This is a genomic window from Idiomarina loihiensis (assembly GCF_024584785.1).
Lineage (GTDB): Bacteria > Pseudomonadota > Gammaproteobacteria > Enterobacterales > Alteromonadaceae > Pseudidiomarina > Pseudidiomarina fusca.
Window position 1 is genome coordinate 713,695 of record NZ_CP074112.1, and the last position, 22,840, is coordinate 736,534.

The following is a 22,840-nucleotide window of genomic DNA, read 5'->3' on the forward strand; positions in this document are numbered from 1 at the left end:
CTCAGTTCAAAGATACTGTCGACAATCAATCGGGTAACGTCATGACAACCGAAGCTGCCATTATACATAGTCCTATCTGGCGTTCGCCGATCACTTCGGCCGATCGCGTCTTACATGAAATTCAACGGGCGATCGTAGCAGGTGACATTGCTGCGGGCAGCAAAATCAGCGAACCTGAATTGGCGCGGCGCTTTGATGTCAGCCGTGCGCCTTTGCGCGAGGCGTTAGCGCGACTAGAACGTTGCCACTTGATTGAACGAACGCCTAATGCTGGCTCTCGTGTCGTTACCTTATCGACCGCAGGGCTGCAAGCTTTATACCAAATTCGTGAAGAATTAGAGGGCTTAGCCTGTCGTTTGGCTGCCACCAACATGGATGAGCATGAAATTGAACAGCTGCGCCAGTTGCTAGACCAACACCTCACCAGCCAACGAGTACGCGAAGGTGAAAGTTATTATCAAGAGGCCGGCGATCTTGATTTTCATTATCGCATTATTATGGGTAGCAAAAACCCTTACCTCATCAATATGTTATGCGATGAATTGTACTTTTTAGTACGAATGTATCGAGTTCAATTAGGGATGAATGGTCCGCGCGTGTCGCGTGCGTTTGATGAACACAAAGCTATTATTAATGCCATCGCTAATCGCGATGGTGAACTGGCGGATCTGCTGATGCGCCGCCACATCGCTGCCTCGCGTGGCAACATTGAATCTAAACTACAGCAATTGGGGAAATAACATGACTCAAGTACACAGTGCCGGCGCTAAGTTTCGCCAAGCCATTGCCGCCAACAAACCGTTGCAAATTGTTGGCACCATCAATGCTTACACCGCCATGATGGCAGCACGGGTTGGCCATCAAGCACTTTATTTATCGGGTGCCGGCGTTGCCAATGCTTCATTTGGTTTACCTGATTTAGGTATGACGTCACTGAATGACGTGTGTGAAGATATTCGACGTATTACTGGCGCAACGGATGTGCCCTTATTAGTTGATGCTGATACGGGTTGGGGCGGAGCCTTTAATATTGCCCGTACGGTGAAAGAAATGACGCGCGCAGGTGCGGCAGGTTTTCATATTGAAGACCAAGTAGCGCAGAAACGTTGTGGCCATCGCCCAAACAAAGAGATCGTGTCACAAGCAGAGATGGTAGACCGAGTTAAAGCTGCAGTAGATGCTCGCATTGATGATCAGTTCTACATCATGGCGCGTACCGATGCGTTTCAGCAAGAAGGCCTCGCCGCAGCGATTGAACGTGCACAAGCCTGTGTTGAAGCTGGTGCTGATGCGATTTTTGCTGAAGCAGTGCATACTTTAGAACATTATCAAGCCTTTACCGATGCGTTGAACGTACCTGTTTTAGCCAATATCACCGAGTTTGGTGCAACACCGTTGTTTAGCAAAGATGAGCTAGCTGAGGTTGGTATTGAATTAGTGCTATACCCACTTAGTGCCTTCCGCGCCATGAACAAAGCAGCCTTAAATGTGTACGAAAGCATTTTAGCCAAAGGCCATCAGCAAGACGTAGTAGACAGCATGCAAACCCGCGCTGAACTGTATGATTTTCTGAATTATCACGCCTTTGAAGATAAATTAGATTCATTGTTTAAAAAGTAGAGCAACAGCGCTAGTGGGTTTTAACTAGATCGATATTGGGGTGGTGGCAGTCAGCAAATAGCTGCTATCACCTTAAGATTTCAATAATAAGGAGTTAATCATGGTTGATAAGAAACTAACAGGGGCCGGATTGCGCGGTCAAGTAGCAGGAGAAACGGCACTTTGTACGGTAGGTAAAAGTGGCTCAGGCCTAACCTATTACGGCTATGACATTAAAGAATTAGCCGACAAAGTGAGTTTTGAAGAGGTCGCATACTTATTATCACGTGGCGAGTTACCGAACGCGACACAATTAGCTGAGTTTAAAGCGCGTCTTAAACAACAACGTGGACTGCCACAAGCATTGAAAGATGTGCTAGAGCGCATTCCTGCTGATGCTCATCCGATGGATGTGATGCGCACCGGCTGTTCGTTTCTAGGCAACATCGAACCTGAGCAAGATTTTAGCGAAGCAGATGCAAAAATTGAGCGGATGTTAGCCGCATTCCCTAGTATTTTGTTGTACTGGTATCGCTTTAGTCATGATGGCAAACGTATTGAAACTGCCACTGACGATGATTCCATTGGCGCGCATTTCCTTCATTTATTGCATGATAAAGCGCCGTCAAAATTACACACGGATGTCATGAATACCTCATTGATTCTGTATGCGGAGCATGAATTTAATGCTTCAACCTTTACTGCTCGGGTATGTGCTTCAACCCTTTCTGATATTTTCTCATGTGTTACCGGTGCGATTGGTTCGTTACGCGGTCCATTGCATGGTGGCGCAAACGAAGCCGCAATGGAGTTGATTGAGAATATGCAAAACGCTGATGACGCTGAGCAACAGCTGATGGGCATGTTAGAGCGTAAAGAGAAAATCATGGGCTTTGGTCACGCTATTTATCGCGAATTTGACCCACGCAACGATATCATTAAAGAGTGGTCAGAAAAGCTCTCGCAAGAGTTTGGTGATAGCCGTCTGTACGATGTATCTGTGCGTTGTGAAGAAGTGATGTGGCGCGAGAAGAAATTGTTCCCAAATGCCGATTTCTTCCATGCTTCGGCCTATCATTACATGGGCATCCCAACTAAATTGTTTACCCCAATCTTCGTGATGTCGCGGGTAAGTGGTTGGACTGCACACGTAAAAGAGCAACGTGCAAATAACCGTATTATTCGTCCTAGTGCCGACTATACTGGTCCTGCACCGCGCCCAGTTCCAGCGTTAGCCGACCGTTAAACCGGCGTACGCACCAGCTTAGTTGCTCCGGCAAACATTCAGTGTGTCGGAGCACTTTTGTCCTATTCATCTAAGGGGACCGCCATGAATCAAGAATTTCGTCAACAGCTCCCAGGCACAACGTTACAATATTACGATACCCGTGCTGCGGTAGAAGCTATCGAACCAGGCGCATATGATCGCCTACCTTACACGTCTAAAATTTTAGCTGAGCAGTTAGTGCGTCGCTGCAACCCCGCGGAGTTAACGGCCAGCCTTGAACAATTGATTTATCGCAAGCGCGATCTGGATTTTCCATGGTATCCAGCGCGGGTAGTATGCCACGATATTTTGGGCCAAACAGCGCTCGTTGATTTAGCTGGTTTACGTGATGCAATTGCCGCTAAAGGTGGCGACCCAGCTAAGGTTAACCCGGTGGTACCAACCCAGTTAATCGTGGACCACTCGCTAGCAGTAGAACATGCTGGCTTTGAGAAAGATGCCTTTGAAAAGAACCGAGAAATAGAAGACCGTCGTAATGACGACCGGTTTCATTTTATCAACTGGACTAAAACAGCCTTTAAAAACGTTGATGTTATCCCTCCAGGGAACGGCATCATGCATCAGATCAACCTAGAAAAAATGTCGCCAGTTGTGCAAGTGCGTGACAACGTGGCTTTTCCTGACACCTGTGTAGGTACCGACAGCCACACCCCCATGGTCGATGCCTTAGGCGTCATTTCTGTTGGGGTAGGTGGCCTAGAAGCCGAGAGCGTGATGCTGGGACGAGCCTCTTACATGCGTCTACCCGACATTATTGGGGTAGAGCTAACAGGCAAGCTTAAACCAGGCATCACTGGTACCGATTTGGTCTTAGCTATCACTCAGTTTTTGCGGAAAGAGCGCGTGGTAGGAGCCTACTTAGAGTTCTTTGGCGAAGGTGCTGATGCTTTGTCAGTAGGTGATCGGGCGACTATTTCAAATATGACGCCAGAATATGGTGCAACTGCAGCCATGTTCTACATTGACCAGCAAACCATTGATTATTTGAAGCTTACCGGTCGTGATGACAAGCAAGTTGAGCTAGTTGAACGCTTTGCCAAACACACGGGCTTGTGGGCGGATAGCATGAAGGCAGCTGAGTACGAGCGGGTATTAACCTTTGATTTAGCCGCTGTTGAGCGCAATTTAGCTGGGCCGTCTAACCCGCATGCGTTGCTACCTACAGCTGATTTGGCAGCACGTGGTATTGCGAAGCATATTGACCAGCCCGAAGCAGGTTTGATGCCTGATGGCGCAGTCATTATCGCGGCTATTACCAGCTGTACCAATACCAGCAACCCACGCAATATGATTGCGGCCGGCTTGATCGCACGTAATGCTAATAAACTAGGTTTAACCCGTAAGCCTTGGGTGAAAACCTCGTTAGCACCGGGCTCAAAAACGGTAAAAATGTACCTAGAAGATGCCAACTTATTGCCAGAACTCGAAACCTTAGGGTTTGGCGTCGTTGGTTTTGCCTGTACAACTTGTAATGGTATGAGTGGTGCTTTAGATCCAAACATCCAGCAAGAAATTATCGAGCGAGATTTATTTTCAACGGCGGTTCTCTCTGGTAACCGTAATTTTGATGGCCGTATTCATCCATACGCCAAGCAAGCATTCTTAGCATCACCTCCGTTAGTTGTGGCTTATGCTATTGCCGGTACCATCCGCTTCGACATTGAGAAAGACGTTCTAGGTCTCGACCAGCAGGGTAACCCTGTTACCTTAAAGGATATTTGGCCAAGCGACGAAGAAATTGACGCCATTGTTAAACAAGCGGTTAAACCAGAACAGTTCCGTACGGTTTACGACCCTATGTTTAGTTTGAACGTTGATTATGGTGAGAAGACTGAACCGCTTTATAACTGGCGTCCACAGAGCACTTATATTCGCCGCCCACCTTATTGGGAGGGCTCATTTGCTGCAGGGAACAGCTTAAAGGGCCTACGTCCGCTAGCTGTGTTAGGTGACAATATTACGACCGATCACTTGTCGCCATCCAATGCGATTTTACCTGACAGCGCAGCCGGTGAATATTTAGCCAAGATGGGTTTGCCCGAAGAAGATTTTAATAGTTATGCAACTCACCGTGGTGACCATTTAACCGCACAGCGGGCAACATTTGCTAACCCTAAACTCTTTAATGAGATGGTCCGTAATAATCAAGGTGAAGTGATTCAAGGCTCTCTAGCACGAGTAGAGCCCGATGGCAAAGTGATGCGCATGTGGGAAGCCATTGAAACCTACATGGAGCGTAAGCAGCCATTGATTATTGTTGCTGGCGCTGATTATGGTCAAGGATCGTCACGAGACTGGGCTGCGAAAGGTGTTCGCCTGGCAGGTGTTGAGTGTATTGTGGCAGAAGGCTTTGAGCGTATCCACCGTACCAATTTAATTGGTATGGGAGTGTTACCGCTAGAATTTGAAGCAGGTACCACACGTGACACTTTAGCTATTGATGGCACTGAAACCTTCGATGTGGAGGGCGAGGTGCAGCCGGGTGCGACCATGACTTTGGTGATTCATCGGGCCAACGGCGAAGTGGTAAAAGTACCTACCAAGTGTCGGTTAGATACTGCTGAAGAAGTGTCAATCTACTCAGCTGGCGGTGTTCTACAACGTTTTGCTCAAGACTTTTTAGCTGGTGAGGTTTAATCCTATGGCATTTGCTCCGCAATTAAAAATTGCCGCTACGTATATGCGTGGCGGCACTTCGAAAGGGGTCTTTTTTAAACTGGATGATTTGCCCCTAGCTGCGCAAACGCCGGGGCCAGCGCGTGATAAATTATTGCTGCGTGTTATTGGTAGTCCGGATCCTTACGGCAAACACACCGACGGCATGGGCGGAGCTACTTCCAGTACCAGTAAAACGGTCATTTTATCCCGTAGTAGCCGAAGTGACCATGACGTCGATTATCTATTCGGACAGGTAGCTATCGACAAGCCATTTATTGATTGGAGTGGCAACTGTGGCAACCTAACGGCAGCCGTAGGCTCGTTTGCAATTAGCAATGGTCTGGTTGATGCTGAACGGATTCCGTCGAACGGCATCTGTATCGTTCGCATTTGGCAGGCAAATATTCAAAAAACCATCATTGCGCATGTGCCTATTACTGACGGTGAAGTGCAAGAAACCGGTGATTTTGAACTGGATGGGGTCACTTTCCCAGCGGCAGAAGTGCAGGTTGAATTTATTGATCCTGCAGCTGATGAAGACGGTGCTGGTGGAGCAATGTTCCCCACGGGCAATTTGGTTGATGAGTTTGAGGTGCCAGGGCTTGGCAAGTTGCAAGCAACTTTTATTAATGCGGGTATCCCGACGATTTTTGTCAATGCCGCAGATATTGGTTACAACGGCACTGAATTACAAGGAGCCATCAACGAGAACGCTGAAGCCTTGTTGATGTTTGAAAAGCTGCGCGCCTACGGTGCCGTTAAAATGGGGTTAATCGACTCTATTGAGGCTGCTGCGGCACGTCAGCACACTCCTAAGATTGCCTTTGTGGCTGCTCCGGCAGATTATGTTTCAGCCAGTGGTAAAGCAATTCATGCTGGTGACATTGATCTGTTGGTACGGGCTATGTCGATGGGTAAATTGCACCATGCCATGATGGGAACAGCAGCAGTTGCGATCGCAACAGCAGCAGCTGTGCCAGGTACCTTGGTTAATTTAGCTGCTGGCGGCGGCGACCGTAGCCAAGTTGTCTTTGGCCATCCATCAGGCACTTTACGAGTGGGAGCTGAAGCTACTCAAGTGGATGGTGAATGGACGGTGACCAAGGCTATTATGAGCCGCAGTGCACGGGTGCTGATGGAAGGCTGGGTGCGGGTACCACAAGACTAAAACCACAACACCGGGGCTTAGCGGTGTTACTAGGCTAGCCAACAAGCGCGAATGGATTGTTGTTGGCTAGTCGCTTTTAGTTCATCTAAAGGCACGGATTCTGATACACTTTAGCGGATATCTTCGTCTATTAAGGTGCTTTTTAACCTATGCAAGTCAACCAATCATCTCCACGTGATGCCGTGCGTCTCAATAAATTCATCAGCGAAAGTGGTATGTGCTCACGCCGCGAGGCAGATCGCTTTATTGAGCAAGGCCAAGTGACACTTAACGGTCGTCCTGCGGTGGTGGGTGACAAGGTGGGGCCTAGCGACGAAGTGCGAGTGAATGGCCGCCTAGTAGCAGCTCAAAATAAAGATAAGTTCGTTTTCATTGCGTTAAATAAGCCCGTTGGTATTGTAAGCACAACCGATTCAGCTGAGCCTAAGAATATCCAAAAATTTGTCGGCCACAAAGAGCGGATCTTTCCCATTGGCCGGTTAGATAAAGACTCGCAGGGGCTGATATTTCTTACCAGCAATGGCGATCTCGTTAACAAAATATTGCGTGCGGGTAACCGCCACGAAAAAGAGTACGTGGTGACGGTTCATAAGCCTATTACCGCCGATTTTATCAAGGGAATGGCTAACGGTGTACCTATTTTAGGAACCATGACCAAGCGTTGTAAGGTACAGCAACTGTCGTCGTTTGTGTTTCGGTTAACGCTAGTTGAGGGTATGAATCGACAGATTCGTCGGATGTGTGAATACTTCGGCTACGAGGTGCGTAAATTAGAGCGAACTCGCATTATGAACGTGCGTCTAGGTGCTCTTCAAGTGGGTCAATGGCGCAATCTAAATGCTGCCGAGTTGGCTGATATTATGGCGGCCATTGAAGGCTCTACTGGATTAGCACCAGAGGGACATAAAAGTCGGCGCCCGAAGCCGCAGAAAGTCGCTTCAGCATCAGCGGGTTCGCGCTCAGAGCGTCAAGCTTCTGCGGCCTCACGCAAGAACCGACGAGGTGGTCGCTATGATTAATCTTCCAGCCAAGAATATGGGTAAGAAGTGCCCCTGCGGTGGCGGAAAATATGCCAATTGCTGTGGGCCTTTTCATACTGGCACCAAGTTGCCACGCACAGCAGAGCAACTGATGCGGTCTCGCTACAGTGCATTTGCTCGCAACCTAGTGGAATATATTGCTGCTACTTGGCATCCCTCCACTCGACCAGAGCAGTTAGAACTCAGTGATAATCCGGTTTGGCTTCAGTTACAAATCATTGCTAGTGGTAGCCAAGGAAATCGTGGTTACGTGCACTTTATCGCTTATTTCGCAGCTGAAGATGGTATTGCAGAAATGGAAGAAGAGTCTGAATTTATTAGAGAACAGGGCCGCTGGTGGTACTTAAACGCTATTTCCGTTGAACACTAAAATAGCTTTGCCGCGGCGGTGATAAAACCAGCAGTGCAAAACAACCACATGCATTGCAACTGCTGGGAGATTTGGTCAAAAGTTAGAAACGTAAGTAAGTAACTTATACCGGCATAGGTTTGTTATCGTTCAAGTTTAGTAAGCCACGTACGGCGCGATAGATAAACCAGACGGCTGCGACCAATAGCACGATAAAGCCGATGCCAAAGAAGGTAGTGACTAAACCAATGAGCGACCACACTAACATCCACCAAAAGGTGCGAATTTGCCAAGTAAAGTGTGACTCTAAGTAAGTGCCACGAACTTCAGCTCGTTTAATGTAGTTAATAATAATACCCACAATGCTGGTGAAGCCAACAAAGCAAGACACTAATTGCAGAATATAAATGACCAGTGTCAGGGTTTTATTCTGGTCTTGATCTACAGTATTAGTGGCATGAACTGTTGTTGAATTCATTGTGACTGCTGGTTCTGGGTTCGGTTGTCCTGTCGTGTTTGATTGCTCAGTCATAAGCTAAAACTCCTTGTTATAATGTTGTTACTGCGTTTGCAAGGATAACCAAACTGTTTAGAACAATCCAGCTTTTTTTCAGGTACCACAAAAGGTTGTGGTAACCTGCTGGCTCGCAGTAGCCGGCGGCATTAAATCTGCGTACTCTGCTCGTTCTTGGTATGGCTGTGCGAAGGCTTGCTGTAATCGAACAAATTGAGCAAGGGAACCTGTCTTAACTACCTCACTAATACAGGCTTCAATTAAATGGTTGCGCGGTATCAGAGCTGGATTAACCTCATTAAGTTGGCGCTGTAATTGATGCGCCGGAATACTCGCAGTCGCGTGCTGCCATTGCTGTTGCCAAGTTAACCATGACGCACTATCACTAAACAGTTGATTGCGTCGATTTGGCTCCGTATCTCCTAGGTAACGAAATGCGAGGGTGAAATCAATGTGCTGCTGTTGCATTATCGCAAGTAGCTGTTGAACTAAGTTGCTGGCGTCTGGATGGTCTGGGCTAAGCCCGATTTTAGCGCTAAAGTAAGCTTGATAATACTGTTGGTACTTGTCACTAAAGCCCATGACCAGCTCGGTAGCTCTTTCTATGGTAGCAGCGATGGCTGCTTCTGGTTCAGGTGCATCGTTAGCGGTCATGATAGGTAGCAAGGTTTCGGCAAACCGAGCTAGGTTCCATTGTGCCATTGCAGGTTGATTGGCGTAGGCGTAGCGCCCTTGTTTATCAATAAAGCTAAACACTTGGTGTTCGTTGTAGGCTTCCATAAAGGCACAGGGGCCGTAGTCAATAGTGTCACCAACTAAGCTCATGTTATCTGTGTTCATAACGCCATGGATAAAACCCAAACTCATCCATCGTGCAATTAATTGTGCTTGGCTTTCGATAACTGCGCTAAGGAGCGCATCATAGCGAGCAAAACCAGGCGCATGTTGGAGTATAATCTCTGGGTAATGCCGTTCAATAAGGTAATCGGCAAAGCTTTTAAGCTTAGCCGCACTATTTAAATTTAAGACATATTGGGCGGTACCTACACGTAAATGGCTGCGCGCTACGCGTGCCAAAATTGCGCCGGGTTGGGCTTGTTCACGCTGTACCCAATCGCCTGTCGCGACTGCAGCCAACGCCCGCGTCGTAGGTACGCCTAAATGATGCATGGCTTCGCTAACTAAGTACTCTCGTATCACTGGGCCGATGGCAGAGCGGCCATCGCCGCGGCGAGAGTAGGGGGTGCGGCCACTGCCTTTTAGCTGCAGATCAAAACGTTGTCCCTCAGGGGTCACGATTTCCGTCAGTAAAATGGCGCGGCCATCACCTAAATGCGGGTTAAAATGACCAAATTGATGACCACTGTAGGCGAGCGCATGGGGCTGGGCCCAGTCCGGCAGTTGGTTACCAGCAAAGAGTTGCAAGCCGGCTTCAGTCCCCCAAAAAGCTTCGGGTAAGCTAAGCTCAGCCGCTAATGGCTGATTAAAAGCTAGCCATTGTGGCGCCGATACTGGGCTGGGTGAGCAACTCGTCGAAAATTCATTGGCTAGCTGACAATAACTGAGTTCGGTAGTAAATGACGCTGACATGATAGGCCTCTATCTATTAAAAAACCCGCGATGGTTTTGCCAACGCGGGTTCTAGCTTAGCGCATTGTCGATTTAGATTAAATCGAAGCGATCTGCATTCATGACTTTGGTCCAAGCTTTCACAAAGTCATGCACAAATTTTTCTTGTGCGTCATCTTGCGCATAAACCTCTGCATAACTGCGTAAGATTGAGTTAGAACCAAAGACTAAATCAACTCGTGTTGCGGAATACTTGGTAGCTCCGGTCGCACGCTCCTTAATGTGGTAAAGATTCTTACCAGCGGGCTCCCATGTATAGGACATATCAGTTAAGGTAACAAAAAAGTCATTGCTTAAGATACCTTCACGGTCAGTAAATACACCATGTTTGGTACCACCAAAATTGGTGCCTAGTACTCTCATGCCACCAACTAAAACCGTCATCTCAGGTGCTGTTAGGCCCATGAGTTGGGTGCGGTCTAACATGAGTTCTTCGGGTGCTACTACGTAATCTTTTTTCACGTAGTTACGATAAGCATCATGCACAGGCTCTAGTGGCTCGAAGCTCTCTGCATCAGTCATCTCATCGGTTGCATCGCCGCGACCTGGGGCAAAAGGTACCTTGATATCGACCCCCGCTGCATGTGCGGCTTGCTCAACCGCTGCAGTACCACCTAAGACAATAAGATCCGCTAAACTAATTGGTTTATGGAAGCCGGCTTGAATACTCTCGAGTACTTTTAGTACCTTCTGGAGACGTTCAGGCTCATTTCCCTCCCAATCTTTTTGCGGTGCTAAACGAATTCGCGCACCATTAGCTCCGCCACGATAATCCGAGCCGCGGAAAGTACGAGCGCTATCCCAAGCCGTCGCTACCAGTTCATTTGTACTTAAGCCGCTACTAAGAAGTTGCTGTTTAAGCTCGGCAATGTCGGTATCGTTGAGGCTGTAATCAACCGCAGGAATAGGATCTTGCCAGATCAAGTCTTCAGCCGGTACATCAGGGCCTAGGTAGCGAGATTTTGGTCCTAGATCTCGGTGCGTTAATTTAAACCAAGCACGGGCAAACACTTCAGAGAAGTATTCAGGATCGTTATAGAACCGCTCTGAAATCTTACGATAGTCAGGGTCCATTTTCATGGCCATGTCGGCATCGGTCATAATTGGGTTATAACGCTTGCTAGGGTCATGGGCAGCAACTGGTTTATCTTCTTCTTTAATATTGATGGGTTCCCACTGCCAAGCACCGGCTGGGCTTTTCTTTAATTCCCAGTCATAGTTCAGCAAGAGATAGAAGTAGCCGTTATCCCACTGCGTTGGATGGGTGGTCCAAGCCCCTTCAATGCCGCTGGTAATCGTATTTCCACTGTGACCTTTACCGGCTGGGTTTTTCCAGCCTAAGCCTTGCTCGGTTACATCAGCCGCTTCAGGCTCAGCACCTAACTTAGTAGCATCGCCATTGCCGTGACATTTGCCCACAGTATGCCCACCAGCGGTAAGAGCACAGGTTTCTTCATCGTTCATCGCCATCCGTGCAAATGTGCGGCGGACATCATGAGCTGTGCGTAATGGATCCGGCTTGCCATCAACCCCTTCAGGGTTCACGTAAATTAATCCCATTTGCACTGCTGCTAGAGGGTTTTCTAAGCTATCACGGTCTTGATCGTCACTGTAACGTTGCGCCGTTTCAGCTAACCATTCTTTTTCAGAACCCCAATAAATATCTTTTTCAGGATGCCAAATATCAGCGCGGCCGCCAGCAAAGCCATAAGATTTAAGCCCCATTGACTCATAAGCCATGGTTCCTGCCAGAATCATAAGATCCGCCCACGACAATTTGTTGCCGTATTTTTTCTTGATAGGCCACAATAAGCGACGTGCTTTATCAAGGTTGACGTTATCTGGCCAACTGTTTAAGGGAGCAAAGCGCTGATTGCCGGTACCACCGCCACCACGACCATCCGCGGTACGATAAGTACCAGCCGAGTGCCACGCCATGCGGATCATAAGACCACCATAATGACCCCAGTCAGCTGGCCACCACTCTTGGCTGTCGGTCATGAGTGCTTTCAGATCATTTTTAACAGCTGCTAAGTCTAATTTTTTAAATTCTTCGGCATAATTAAAGTCTGCTCCCATCGGGTTAGTCTTGCTATCATGCTGATGCAAGATGTCGAGATTAAGAGCATTAGGCCACCACTCCATCACTGTTTTACTCGAGCTGGTATTGCCACCATGCATCACGGGGCATTTGCCACTTGAAGCTGATTTATTATCCATAGCTGTTCCTCTTCATTTTGAGCTGCAAAGAACTCTGACGAAATTAGCTTGTGGTGCATCTAAGTATCCGATAATACAAAGGATCAGCACCATTCACTGCACTTTATGACTATAGACTATAGCGCCCCACACACAAGTTAGATAGCTAGAATTATCGATGACTGAGATAGGCTTTTTTGATGACAACTTAAGCACTTAGTCTCAGCGGTAACGCGCTAAAGCCGGTAGCAGGGTAGTTAGACCATGTTGGCTGGCCGGCTAATTCTAGACAGGATACCCGCTCTAGCAAAATACGTGTAAATGTTTCTAGTTCCAGTTGGGCTAAGGGTTTACCGGGGCAGACATGAACTCCAGCACCATAAAGTAAGTTATGTGCGGCATTTTGCTGCGGATTGAATGTCAATGGCTGTGGAAAAACGGCAGCATCCCGCTGTATTTCTGGCCATACTAGGGTTATCGGAGTTGCTGAAGGAAGCTCTTGCTGAGCAAGTTGTACAGGACAACGAGTGCGTCGTCGATTACTAGGCAAGGGCGCATGAATACGTAGTATTTCATCAATACTTTCGCGCAGCGGTAAGTCGTTGTTGCGTAGCTGCTGTTGGAGCTGCGGATGTTGCGCCAAATAGCCGGTTATAAGACCGACACTGGCGGTAATGGTTGCTAATTCTCCTACCGTCCAGTTTCGAATTAAGCTGGTTAATTCGGCTAAACTAAGTGCTCGGCCGTGAATCCTTAATTCGGTGAGTTGACGCATCACCGTTGGTTGTGACTGTTGTTGAGCTAGCTTGGCCAACGTGGCTATGTGTTGCTCAAATTCGGCCGCAAGCATTACCATAGCCGATTTATCTTGTTGGCGTTGCGCCTGCTGTTGGGCTTGTAACCAAGCCTCAATAAGCGGTTTGTAATCGTCTGGCCAACCCATAAAAAGCCATTGAATATCCAACGCAAAGGGACGAGCAAAAGCTGTGATAAAATCGATAGTCATACCATCTGCGTGGTCAACTAAGGCTGCTATTTGGCGCTCTATCAAAGCACGACAAGCGGGCTGAAACTGAGCGATGGCAGTCGTTGAAAAAAAAGGCTCAATCAGTTGCCGATAGGTTTGATGCTGCTCATCATCCATGCCGTTCGGTACTGAGAGATGTTGCGATACCTGATTGCTAAAAAGCTGAGGCTTAGACAAGACTTGCATAGCATCAGCGTGACAGGTGACAGTTACTTGCGACGTTGCGGATTAAGACATATTAAGCCTCCTTAATGATCGAGACTTCATTATCCGCACTACAGACTTGTTTACAAGTGAGCTTTTCGTATTTTGGTCAAACCAATTGACCTAGATCATGATCACAAACTTTTTTCTTTGCAAAGCGCAACTAACCACTTACCTAAAGCTTCAAGACCAATCCGCTTAGCTGCTTGATTTGGATAAACAAAGTAAAAGCTATCGTCGGTGCGGATACTATGTAAAGGCAATTCGTACAAGCTATCGGCACGCTCAGCAGTACTGGTCATAAATTCATTGAGTAGGGCAATTCCTTGGCCATATTTAGCCGCTTCAACCGCTAATAAAACATGACTAAAGTGATGAATTTTAGTATGAGGTGGTAAGGGTTGCTGAACCGCAGCAAACCACCGTCGCCAATCCTCGCCGGGCTGGTTGGAACTGAATACAGATGCGGCCGACAATAATGGGAATTGCGTTAATAAATGAGGCTCTCGCAATTGCTGTGCTTCGCTCCAAAGGGGTTTGGCACAATAGGGTTTGAGTCTCTCATCGTATAAATGATATTGAGCAAAGCCGGTGCGTGGTGGTTGAGTCGTAATAAAACAATCGGCAAACTGTGTATCAAAACGTCCGTCTTGAGTGAGCATTTGCAGTGATAGATCAATATTAGGATAACGCAGGCGAAAGTCATCTAATGCTGGAATCAGCCACTTGACCGCTAACGAGCCATGCAACGCTAGTTTTAGCTGCCGAGATTTTTGTTGCTTCATATCGATACTGGCGTGACTGATAGTATCAATGGCTGGTGCCACTTGTTGTAGATATTGCTCACCTAAAGCCGTAAGCAAGATATCTCGCCCTCTGCGGACAAATAATGGATGCCCGAGGAAATCCTCAAGCCCTTTTATTTGGTGGCTTACAGCACTCTGCGAGACATGTAAGCGCTGGGACGCCAAAGAAAAGCTTTGAGCACGAGCCGCTTCAACAAAATAGTGAATAGCGCGTAAAGGGATACTCATTATCCAAAAATCTCATAGTTATTTTAATTAATATCATTATAAGTAATATCACCACGATAGTACAATCTAACAACAAGCCAAAGTCTGTTAGTTAAAGAGGAGTTAGTCGTGGATCGTTCGCTTATTCTAGCCGTGTTGTTATTAATTTTTGGCAACAATATTGCGATTTTATCTGACTCCTTAATTAAGTTACTTGATGGCTTTGAAGCACCCTTTCAGTTTGTGCTGCTGCGCCAATTAAGTGCAGCTTTGTTATTACTACCTGTGATGCTTTATTTACGTCGACCGTTACTACCTCAAAAATTACGCTGGCATGCCACTCGTGCTCATATCTTCTTATTTGGCGCGGTATTTATGGTTATTTCACTAACGACCTTACCCTTGGCTACTGCGAATGCTATTTTTTATGCAGCACCACTGATTACAGTGGTATTTGCACGTGTTTTTTTCAAAGAAAAGGTTACTCTCTGGTCATTAGGCACAGCGGCTTTAGGTATGCTTGGCGTATTAGTTATTGTTAATCCTAGTGAGGGAAATATCTTTGTTTTGGCGGCGTTGGTGGTGGCTGCAAGTTTAGCTATAAATAATCTACTGATTAAGAAACTGCCGGTCGAACATAGCATCATTGATACTCTTTATCTGACTAACATACTTGGTATTCCTACCACCTTGGTGTTGACCCTTATTGAGGGGGCTACTTTTGATTGGTACTTATTTTGGTTAGCTATAGGGTCGAGCTGCTTTGCGATGATTTATGCGGCAACATGCGTGTATGCATACCGAGCTGCCGATAGTAATAAGATAACCAGTGCTGAATACACAGGATTGATTGGTGCCGTTCTTTTAGGATTCGTGTTTTTTGCCGAGCAACCCGATTTACGTTTTTATCTAGGGAGTCTATTAATTGTTATTCCTCTTACACTACTCACTTGGCGTCAGGGAAAGTCGAGCTAGTAGGCAGTAAGTGATACTTGATAACTAATCTAAAAATAAAGCTTGAGCGTAATTGTGGTGGGAAGCATCACAAAAGAGCAAACAAGTATGAGTAAAGGGAATAACTGGGATTATCAGCTTGAACCTTCAGAATTATCACGAATTATCGAGATGGCATGGGAAGACCGAACTCCGTTTGAGGCAATCAAAACTCTATACGGTATGGATGAGCAAGCTGTTATCTCGCTCATGCGGCGGCAACTCAAATTTTCTAGTTTTAAATTGTGGCGTCAACGGGTTAGTGGTCGTGTCACTAAGCATGAGCGCTTACGAGACCCCGCTGTAAGCCGAGCTTACTGTCCGACTCAATATAAGCGTTAATGAGTGTTTATAAACCTGTTGGGTTGTTCTATTTTAGTTGGATTAAACCTTGATGGATCGCCTCATAAAGCTGGGTATTAAGGGGCTGATATCCATGTTTCAAATCAACTAACACATACAGGGGATCGGTAACCTTGGCTAAACTAAAGCTTTCTTTCTTCAATTGAGTTTTCATCATCTTGAAAGTAGTCGTCAGCTCGTGATGTTGACGAAGCCGAATAAAGCGAGGTAACGCATATTCGGGTAAGTGCTTGCGGATGGTTTGAAAGAAGTCTTGAGGATTGAACTCTCGACCCTGTGCTAGAACAAGACTAACCATCCCCGCTTTACCCTCGGCATGGGGTACTTTTACACCGTAGGCTACAGCTTCAATGATATCGGTAACACGAGCTACTTGAGCCTCAACTTCTGTGGTGGCAACGTTTTCTGACTTCCATCTGAAGGTTTCACCTGTTCTGTCGACAAAGGCTATATGGCGAAACCCTTGGTGTCGAACGAGGTCACCCGTATTGAACCAACAATCGCCGGGTTTAAAAACATCTGCCAGTAATTTTTCAGCATTAGCTTGGGGATTATTCGTGTAACCATCAAAGGGAGCTTTCGATGAAACCTTTGTTAGTAAAAGGCCAACGTCACCTTTTGCTACGGGTTGTAAATAGCCGAGATCATCTTGTACTGGTATTTCGCGTTCAAAATCAAATGCGACAACAGCATATGTCATGGGTGAAAAACCGACAGTACGTTTTAAGTTGAAGGCGTTAACAAAGCCTACATTGCCTTCGCTAGCACCGTATAGTTCGCAAATATGACGAATACCAAAACGTTGCTGTAACTCATCCCAGATTTCAGCTCTTATCCCGTTACCAATAATGGCACGAATACCATGCTGGTTATCACTGGCTTGTGTCGGCTGATTTAGTAAGTACCGGCACATTTCTCCCACATAAACAAAAACGGAGGCTTGAAAATCTTTGATATCCTGCCAAAACCCTGAGGCACTGAATCGTTCAGATAATGCCATCGAACTACCACTCATGACCACGGCACTTAATGCTATGGATAAAGCCGTATTATGATAAAGCGGCAGGGTGTTGTAGAGGGTATCTTGTTGTTTCAATCTCAGCGCCATATGGCCGAAGCCGATACCGGCTTTATACCAGCGAAAATGGGTCATGGCTGCAGCTTTAGGTAAACCGGTAGTGCCAGAAGTAAGCACATAAAAACAATGCTGAGCTAAAGTAATGGTCTCGGTTTGGCTTGGATTATGTTGATGTTCAGGCTTAATTAGGGGCGTTAAATCAGTGGAAAAACAAGCTTGCGCGGCAGCGCTTAATTGGTTCCATTCCACTCTAGAATCAAGTGCACATTGAAGATCTAGGTTAAGAATTGCTACATCCTCGGCGTAAGCACTTTGGCTGATTAATAACTTGGGCTGCAATACCTTAATACTATGCGCGAGAGCTTCTTGTCGTTGTTTTGAATTAAGCATGCCAGCTATTGCTCCAAGTTTATTGATTGCAAATGCCCAAGCTAGCTGTGCAGCCGAATTATTAAAAAGTAACGCGACACAATCACCGTCCTTGATACCATAGGTAGCAAGTGCGTGGGCTAATTGATTAACCCAGTTGTTGAATTCTTCGTAAGTAAAGTTGCCCTCATGAGTCTTCAAAAAAATACGTTTGGGATATCGGCGAGCTGCTTGCTGTAGAAACCATCCCGTAGAGCCACGGTGATGTTTTTTAGCCCATGCTAATTTAACAAGAGTGCAGAAAAAAATAGGTAAACGAGGGATGAATTTAATCAAAGCCTCTAACATCATTTTCCATGAAATCGTATTGTTATTATTTTTATCCATGGTTAAAGGTTTAGTTGGTATGATTAACTTTATATTAGCGCTAATACTGATGTTATTTCCATAGCTGGCCAGCGTAATTTTTGCTTAATAGTTGCCCTAGTGATCTGACTTAAATTGAAAGCCCTGCAGCTGATTCAGCTGCAGGGCTTTGCTTTTATCTGGTTCTTGTGGCTTGCGGGCCGGTTTTAAAACTTATTGCGACATAAGAAAACTAACAACATCATCAATCGCGATAGTTTGTTTTGCACCAGTTGTTCGGTTTTTGTATTCAATCAAACCTTCATCAAGGTTACGCTCGCCAATCACTAATTGGTGAGGAATTCCAATCAACTCCATATCCGCAAACATAACGCCGGGTCTTTCCTTTCGGTCATCAAAAAGTACATCTACATGATGTGCTTGAAGGTCTTTATACAATTTTTCTGCAGTATCTTGTACTCGTGACGATTTGTGCATATTCATGGGTACGATTACTACTTGGAAAGGAGCTAGTGCCGTTGGCCATTTGATACCGAATTGATCATGGTTCTGCTCAATCGCTGCTGCGACAATTCGAGAAACTCCAATACCGTAGCATCCCATCATTAACGTTTCATGTTTACCGCTATCAGTAAGGACACCAACTTTCATTGCATCTGAGTATTTCTTCCCTAATTGGAAGATATGACCCACCTCAATACCGCGTTTAATCAAAAGGTTACCTTTACCACAGGGGCTAGGATCGCCTGTAACCACGTTGCGGATATCTGCTACTTCTGGTAGCGGAACATCACGGTTCCAATTGATATTGAAGTAATGATAGCCATCATCGTTAGCGCCTGCAGCAAAATCTGCCATAGCTGCAACACTGCGATCTATAACCAAGGGGATTGGAAGCCCAACAGGACCAAGAGAGCCCGGGCCTGCGCCAATGGCAGCCACAATGTCTTCTTCATTTGCGAACACGAGCGGTGATGCGATCTGTGGCAGTTTTGCTGCTTTTATTTCATTCAACTGATGATCGCCTCGTATCATAAGTGCAACTAGCGACCCTTCGGTACAGCCATGGACAATAAGAGTTTTTACGGTCTGTTCTATGGCGATACCAAACTCATCAACTAGGCTAGCAATAGTTTTAACATTTGGGGTGGCGACTTTCTCCATAGCTGCGGTTGCTGCCGGTGGCTCGGCTAGAAGTGTTATAGCTTCGGCCATTTCAACGTTCGCGGCGTAATCAGAGCTATCAGAGAATGCAATATCATCTTCACCAGAGTCAGCCAATACGTGAAACTCGTGAGAGGAGTGACCGCCAATGGAGCCTGTATCAGCGATAACAGGGCGATAATCTAGGTTTAAACGCTCGAAGATACGACAGTAAGCAGCATGCATTGCGTCGTAAGTTTCTTGAAGACTAGCTTGGTCCAAGTGAAAGGAATAAGCATCTTTCATGATAAATTCACGCGCCCGCATGACGCCAAAACGAGGTCTAATTTCATCTCGAAATTTAGTCTGGATCTGGAATAAGTTCATAGGCAATTGCTTATAACTATTGATTTCTTTTCGAACGAGTTCAGCAATGACTTCTTCGTGTGTGGGGCCCAGCACAAAATCACGATGACTACGATCTTTCAATCTAAGTAGTTCAGGACCATAATCTTCCCAGCGACCAGATTCTTGCCATAAATCAGCGGGTTGAACCATAGGCATTAATACTTCTAGCGCACCAACGCGTTCCATTTCTTCTCTGACTACACGCTCTACTTTACGCAAAACTCGTAAACCTGTTGGTGTCCAAGTATAAAGACCAGCAGCTACTTTGCGAATCATACCGGCGCGAAGCATTAATTGATGGCTAATAACTTCGGCATCAGCAGGTGTTTCTTTTAGTGTTCCAAGTAAGTATTGGCTAGTACGCATGTGTCCCTCAAAGTTCCAACTAGGAGCTAATTAAAGCGCTTATAGTAGTTAAGTAATGGATAGAATTCTACCAGCAGCGGGGCTAAGTCAAAAGGTTTTAGTGACGCTTAAGACTATATTTTGCTGTTGCTTGACCCGCCACTTAATATTTAAATCATAAAGCGCCATACCATAGATTTTCTCTTGATGAGCTGCTTTGTTATAAGCAGGACGTGGATCCTGTTCTAACACTTGCCCGATCAATTCTTTTAGGTTTGGATAATCGTCAGCAAGTAAGGCTAGGTCTTGTATGGCTTGTTCACTGAAATGAGTCTCTAATTCGGTAGTAGGGCGATTATCGGCAAAGCCACCTTGAGCATCGATAACACTATCAGCGTAGGGTAAATAAGGCTTAATATCGACCACCGGAGTTTCATCTACCCAATCCGCACCTTCAACGGTAATCCACGTGCTACCGCTGTGGTAATCAATGCTCAGCAGTTTTACCACCGACATCCCCAGGCCATTGGGGCGATAGGTCGCTCTGGTAGCGAAAACGCCCTTACGTTGATTACCGCCTAATCGCGGTGGCCTCACCAACGGTTTCCAACCGCTTGCAACGGTCTGATGAAAAACAAAGATGACCCAAATATGAGAAAAATCGAGCAACCCTCGGCAGCAATCAGGCTGGCTATAAGGGCCTGTCAGTTCAATGGTAGTGGTAGCAGCGCGAACCAGTCCCGGTTGTCGAGGAACAGCAAATTTTTGTTGGTAGGGCGAATGTACCTTACCTATGATTTCTATTTGATGGTGTTTCATGAAGCTATGCTAGCCCCTTAAGGTAGGACTACTGAGGCTTGTGTTACTGGCACTCTATTTGCATCACTAGGTATGCTTATAAGTGCCAGTTCGGGTTTATCTATTTTATTAAAAACTGTTCTAAGCTGGCACCTTCGGCTAGCGCCTTTACGATAGCTTTTGGCATGCGGCCTTGGCCCGTCCAGGTTTTACGTGCACCATGCTCATCAGTGTAAGTATACTTTGCTGGCTTGGGCGAACGTGGTCGTTTTATGTGGGCAGAGGTACCGGCAAAGGAAGTATCCATCAGATCTTCCGGAGATAAACCAGCATCAGCGACAGCAGCTTTCAATGCCGCTATTTTCTCGAGTTTTTCGGCTTCTTGTTGACGAAGTTCTGCTTCTTCTTGAATCCGATCGTCGATTATTTTCCCAAGCTTTAACTGAACTTCTTTTAACTCTTCAACCGATAACTCTTTTATTGCAGCTTTTAACCGTCGTCCGTGGGTTAATATAGAAATAAATTCACTCATTAAACGAAACTCTCTTTATTAAGTTATGAGGCGATATTACATACGAGTTTTATTACGACGACAATCTTATTTTCATGTCCGATTTCTCGGACATGAAAACTAAGCTGTTACATATTAGGATAATTAGGTCCACCTGTACCTTCAGGTGTCACCCAAGTAATATTTTGCGACGGATCTTTAATATCACATGTTTTGCAGTGAATACAATTCTGGGCATTTATCTTAAATACATCTTTGCCATTTTCTTCTACCACTTCATAAACGCCAGCAGGGCAGTAGCGCTGAGCTGGCTCTGCGAATTTGGGCATATTCACATTCAATGGAATGCTCGAATCCTTAAGCTTTAAATGACATGGCTGATCTTCTTCATGATTAGTATTCGATAAAAAAACGGATGATAATCTATCAAAGGTCAATTTGTTATCAGGCTTTTCGTACTCAATGACTTGGCATTCGCGCGCCAGTTTTAACTGAGCGTGATCTTCATGCTGGTCTTTAATGTTGAATGGGAGCTTACCGCCAAACCAGTTCTGATCGATGGTGTTATATGCGCCACCAAGGTAAGTACCAAACTTATGAACGGCCGGACCAAAATTACGTGAGCGGTAAAGTTCATCATATAACCAAGATTCTTTAAAACGAGATTCAAAATCTTTTAATTCGTGGTCTTCGGTATCGTTATGTAACGCATTAAAAATACTTTCGGCAGCCAACATGCCAGATTTCATTGCAGTGTGATTGCCTTTGATTTTGGCAAAATTGAGCGTGCCAGCATTACACCCTATTAAAATGCCACCGGGAACCGTCATGCGCGGCAAGCTATGAAAGCCGCCTTTAGTAATTGCTCTCGCTCCGTACGAAACACGTTTACCTTGCTTCAGTGTGGCAGCAATCTTGGGATGCGTTTTAAATCGCTGAAACTCGTTAAAGGGGCTTAAATAGGGGTTCTTGTAGTTTAGATCGACAATCAGGCCTACATAAACTTGGCCATCTTCAGCATGGTAAAGGTAGCCTCCACCGGTTGCTTCGTCGGTGAGCGGCCAGCCGGTGCTATGCACAACTAACCCTGGTTGATGTTGCTCGGCTGGGATATCCCATATTTCTTTAAAACCAATCGCATAATGTTGTGGTGAGCAATCTTCGGCTAGTTTAAATTCTTGCTGTAACTGCTTACCTAGATGGCCACGGCTTCCCTCGGCAAAAACAGTATATTTAGCACGAAGCTCCATGCCGGGTTCAAATCCTGGTTTTTGTTCGCCGTTACTGTTAATGCCCATATCACCAGTAATTACACCAGCTACACGTTGCTCTTCAATGATGATGCTGGCCGCTGGAAATCCAGGGAATATTTCAACGCCCAATGCTTCGGCTTGTTCGGCTAACCAGCGACAAAGATTACCTATACTAGTAATGTAGTTACCATGGTTGTGGAATGTCTTAGGCACCATGAAAGAGGGCAGTTCAGTTGCCTTTTCTGCGTTTTTAAAGAGCATGATTTGGTCGTGCGTGACTGGAGTGTTCAGCGGCGCTCCCAATTCTTGCCAATTTGGCAATAACTCATTTAATGCGCGTGGTTCAAAAACGGCGCCTGATAAAATGTGAGCACCGACCTCAGAACCTTTTTCAACAACGCATATCATTAATTCTTGTTGTTTTTCTTTGGCTTGTTGAGCCAAGCGAATAGCACAACTCAATCCTGCTGGACCTGCTCCAACAATAACAACATCAAACTCCATACTTTCGCGTTGCATTTGCTA

Annotated in this window: 19 protein-coding genes; 9 read left to right on the forward strand and 10 right to left on the reverse strand. The window is 46.0% G+C overall.

Annotated features, from left to right (window positions below; translation table 11 throughout):
- Nucleotides 1–41: 41 nt before the first annotated feature.
- From KGF88_RS03305 to KGF88_RS03335, 7 genes are all read left to right on the forward strand, one after another.
- Nucleotides 42–740, forward strand: coding sequence for a GntR family transcriptional regulator (locus KGF88_RS03305; protein ID WP_153826081.1), 699 nt, complete (start codon nucleotides 42–44; stop codon nucleotides 738–740).
- Nucleotide 741: 1 nt separating this feature from the next.
- Nucleotides 742–1,620, forward strand: coding sequence for a methylisocitrate lyase (prpB, locus tag KGF88_RS03310; RefSeq protein ID WP_153826082.1), 879 nt, complete (start codon nucleotides 742–744; stop codon nucleotides 1,618–1,620).
- A 100-nt stretch (nucleotides 1,621–1,720) separates the two neighbouring features.
- Nucleotides 1,721–2,845 (forward strand): bifunctional 2-methylcitrate synthase/citrate synthase, encoded by a 1,125-nt coding sequence (gene prpC / locus KGF88_RS03315; RefSeq protein WP_110075282.1) that lies wholly within the window; start codon nucleotides 1,721–1,723, stop codon nucleotides 2,843–2,845.
- 84 nt (nucleotides 2,846–2,929) lie between these two features.
- The gene (gene acnD / locus KGF88_RS03320) at nucleotides 2,930–5,524 is read left to right on the forward strand and encodes a Fe/S-dependent 2-methylisocitrate dehydratase AcnD (protein ID WP_153826083.1); all 2,595 of its coding nucleotides are present in this window, start codon (nucleotides 2,930–2,932) and stop codon (nucleotides 5,522–5,524) included.
- A gap of 4 nt (nucleotides 5,525–5,528) precedes the next feature.
- Nucleotides 5,529–6,713 carry a 2-methylaconitate cis-trans isomerase PrpF gene (gene prpF / locus KGF88_RS03325; protein ID WP_153826084.1) on the forward strand — a complete coding sequence of 395 codons (1,185 nt, stop codon included), beginning with the start codon at nucleotides 5,529–5,531 and terminating at the stop codon, nucleotides 6,711–6,713.
- Nucleotides 6,714–6,862: 149 nt separating this feature from the next.
- On the forward strand, nucleotides 6,863–7,732 hold the full coding sequence (gene rluF, locus KGF88_RS03330; RefSeq protein WP_153826085.1) for a 23S rRNA pseudouridine(2604) synthase RluF: 870 nt from the start codon (nucleotides 6,863–6,865) through the stop codon (nucleotides 7,730–7,732).
- Nucleotides 7,725–8,123 carry a YchJ family protein gene (locus KGF88_RS03335; protein WP_228759458.1) on the forward strand — a complete coding sequence of 133 codons (399 nt, stop codon included), beginning with the start codon at nucleotides 7,725–7,727 and terminating at the stop codon, nucleotides 8,121–8,123. The genes rluF and KGF88_RS03335 overlap by 8 nt, the downstream gene beginning before the upstream one ends.
- Nucleotides 8,124–8,226: 103 nt before the next feature.
- Here KGF88_RS03335 and KGF88_RS03340 read toward each other — a convergent pair whose 3' ends face one another.
- From KGF88_RS03340 to KGF88_RS03360, 5 genes are all read right to left on the reverse strand, one after another.
- Nucleotides 8,227–8,634 carry a DUF4870 family protein gene (locus tag KGF88_RS03340; protein WP_228759459.1) on the reverse strand — a complete coding sequence of 136 codons (408 nt, stop codon included), beginning with the start codon at nucleotides 8,632–8,634 and terminating at the stop codon, nucleotides 8,227–8,229.
- Nucleotides 8,635–8,712: 78 nt separating this feature from the next.
- On the reverse strand, nucleotides 8,713–10,206 hold the full coding sequence (locus KGF88_RS03345) for a protein adenylyltransferase SelO (RefSeq protein ID WP_153826086.1): 1,494 nt from the start codon (nucleotides 10,204–10,206) through the stop codon (nucleotides 8,713–8,715).
- 72 nt (nucleotides 10,207–10,278) lie between these two features.
- Nucleotides 10,279–12,465 (reverse strand): catalase/peroxidase HPI, encoded by a 2,187-nt coding sequence (gene katG / locus KGF88_RS03350; RefSeq protein WP_153826087.1) that lies wholly within the window; start codon nucleotides 12,463–12,465, stop codon nucleotides 10,279–10,281.
- A 187-nt stretch (nucleotides 12,466–12,652) separates the two neighbouring features.
- Nucleotides 12,653–13,588, reverse strand: coding sequence for a cytochrome P450 (locus tag KGF88_RS03355; protein WP_257119962.1), 936 nt, complete (start codon nucleotides 13,586–13,588; stop codon nucleotides 12,653–12,655).
- A gap of 221 nt (nucleotides 13,589–13,809) precedes the next feature.
- Nucleotides 13,810–14,709: a LysR substrate-binding domain-containing protein gene (locus KGF88_RS03360; protein WP_153826089.1), complete on the reverse strand. Its 900-nt coding sequence runs from the start codon at nucleotides 14,707–14,709 to the stop codon at nucleotides 13,810–13,812.
- A gap of 108 nt (nucleotides 14,710–14,817) precedes the next feature.
- Between KGF88_RS03360 and KGF88_RS03365 the strand changes: the two genes are divergently transcribed.
- Nucleotides 14,818–15,663 carry a DMT family transporter gene (locus tag KGF88_RS03365; protein ID WP_162014497.1) on the forward strand — a complete coding sequence of 282 codons (846 nt, stop codon included), beginning with the start codon at nucleotides 14,818–14,820 and terminating at the stop codon, nucleotides 15,661–15,663.
- An 87-nt stretch (nucleotides 15,664–15,750) separates the two neighbouring features.
- A complete protein-coding gene (locus KGF88_RS03370; protein ID WP_153826091.1) occupies nucleotides 15,751–16,023 on the forward strand; it encodes a TIGR03643 family protein in 273 nt (90 codons plus the stop codon).
- Between the two features lie 28 nt (nucleotides 16,024–16,051).
- Here the strand turns inward: KGF88_RS03370 and KGF88_RS03375 are convergent, their stop codons facing one another.
- The 5 genes from KGF88_RS03375 to KGF88_RS03395 all read right to left on the reverse strand — a co-directional run bounded on the left by KGF88_RS03375 (nucleotide 16,052) and on the right by KGF88_RS03395 (nucleotide 22,834).
- The gene (locus KGF88_RS03375) at nucleotides 16,052–17,878 is read right to left on the reverse strand and encodes a long-chain-acyl-CoA synthetase (protein WP_153826092.1); all 1,827 of its coding nucleotides are present in this window, start codon (nucleotides 17,876–17,878) and stop codon (nucleotides 16,052–16,054) included.
- A gap of 192 nt (nucleotides 17,879–18,070) precedes the next feature.
- Nucleotides 18,071–19,774: a proline--tRNA ligase gene (locus KGF88_RS03380; protein ID WP_153826093.1), complete on the reverse strand. Its 1,704-nt coding sequence runs from the start codon at nucleotides 19,772–19,774 to the stop codon at nucleotides 18,071–18,073.
- 87 nt (nucleotides 19,775–19,861) lie between these two features.
- Entirely contained in the window at nucleotides 19,862–20,572 is a 711-nt protein-coding gene (gene tsaA / locus KGF88_RS03385; RefSeq protein WP_153826094.1) for a tRNA (N6-threonylcarbamoyladenosine(37)-N6)-methyltransferase TrmO, read from the reverse strand.
- Nucleotides 20,573–20,672: 100 nt separating this feature from the next.
- On the reverse strand, nucleotides 20,673–21,083 hold the full coding sequence (locus tag KGF88_RS03390; protein ID WP_153826095.1) for an H-NS family nucleoid-associated regulatory protein: 411 nt from the start codon (nucleotides 21,081–21,083) through the stop codon (nucleotides 20,673–20,675).
- A gap of 107 nt (nucleotides 21,084–21,190) precedes the next feature.
- Entirely contained in the window at nucleotides 21,191–22,834 is a 1,644-nt protein-coding gene (locus KGF88_RS03395) for an electron transfer flavoprotein-ubiquinone oxidoreductase (protein WP_153826096.1), read from the reverse strand.
- Between the last annotated feature and the right edge of the window lie 6 nt (nucleotides 22,835–22,840).

Excerpts from the sequence above, each read along its gene's own strand:
- KGF88_RS03370 (WP_153826091.1), top strand. The coding sequence starts at position 15,751 with ATGAGTAAAGGGAATAACTGGGATTATCAGCTTGAACCTTCAGAATTA.
- KGF88_RS03335 (WP_228759458.1), top strand. The coding sequence starts at position 7,725 with ATGATTAATCTTCCAGCCAAGAATATGGGTAAGAAGTGCCCCTGCGGT.
- KGF88_RS03390 (WP_153826095.1), bottom strand. The coding sequence starts at position 21,083 with ATGAGTGAATTTATTTCTATATTAACCCACGGACGACGGTTAAAAGCT.
- katG (WP_153826087.1), bottom strand. The coding sequence starts at position 12,465 with ATGGATAATAAATCAGCTTCAAGTGGCAAATGCCCCGTGATGCATGGT.
- KGF88_RS03360 (WP_153826089.1), bottom strand. The coding sequence starts at position 14,709 with ATGAGTATCCCTTTACGCGCTATTCACTATTTTGTTGAAGCGGCTCGT.
- KGF88_RS03340 (WP_228759459.1), bottom strand. The coding sequence starts at position 8,634 with ATGACTGAGCAATCAAACACGACAGGACAACCGAACCCAGAACCAGCA.
- acnD (WP_153826083.1), top strand. The coding sequence starts at position 2,930 with ATGAATCAAGAATTTCGTCAACAGCTCCCAGGCACAACGTTACAATAT.
- KGF88_RS03355 (WP_257119962.1), bottom strand. The coding sequence starts at position 13,588 with ATGGATGATGAGCAGCATCAAACCTATCGGCAACTGATTGAGCCTTTT.
- KGF88_RS03345 (WP_153826086.1), bottom strand. The coding sequence starts at position 10,206 with ATGTCAGCGTCATTTACTACCGAACTCAGTTATTGTCAGCTAGCCAAT.
- KGF88_RS03380 (WP_153826093.1), bottom strand. The coding sequence starts at position 19,774 with ATGCGTACTAGCCAATACTTACTTGGAACACTAAAAGAAACACCTGCT.
- KGF88_RS03375 (WP_153826092.1), bottom strand. The coding sequence starts at position 17,878 with ATGGATAAAAATAATAACAATACGATTTCATGGAAAATGATGTTAGAG.
- rluF (WP_153826085.1), top strand. The coding sequence starts at position 6,863 with ATGCAAGTCAACCAATCATCTCCACGTGATGCCGTGCGTCTCAATAAA.
- prpB (WP_153826082.1), top strand. The coding sequence starts at position 742 with ATGACTCAAGTACACAGTGCCGGCGCTAAGTTTCGCCAAGCCATTGCC.
- KGF88_RS03305 (WP_153826081.1), top strand. The coding sequence starts at position 42 with ATGACAACCGAAGCTGCCATTATACATAGTCCTATCTGGCGTTCGCCG.
- KGF88_RS03395 (WP_153826096.1), bottom strand. The coding sequence starts at position 22,834 with ATGCAACGCGAAAGTATGGAGTTTGATGTTGTTATTGTTGGAGCAGGT.
- prpC (WP_110075282.1), top strand. The coding sequence starts at position 1,721 with ATGGTTGATAAGAAACTAACAGGGGCCGGATTGCGCGGTCAAGTAGCA.
- tsaA (WP_153826094.1), bottom strand. The coding sequence starts at position 20,572 with ATGAAACACCATCAAATAGAAATCATAGGTAAGGTACATTCGCCCTAC.
- prpF (WP_153826084.1), top strand. The coding sequence starts at position 5,529 with ATGGCATTTGCTCCGCAATTAAAAATTGCCGCTACGTATATGCGTGGC.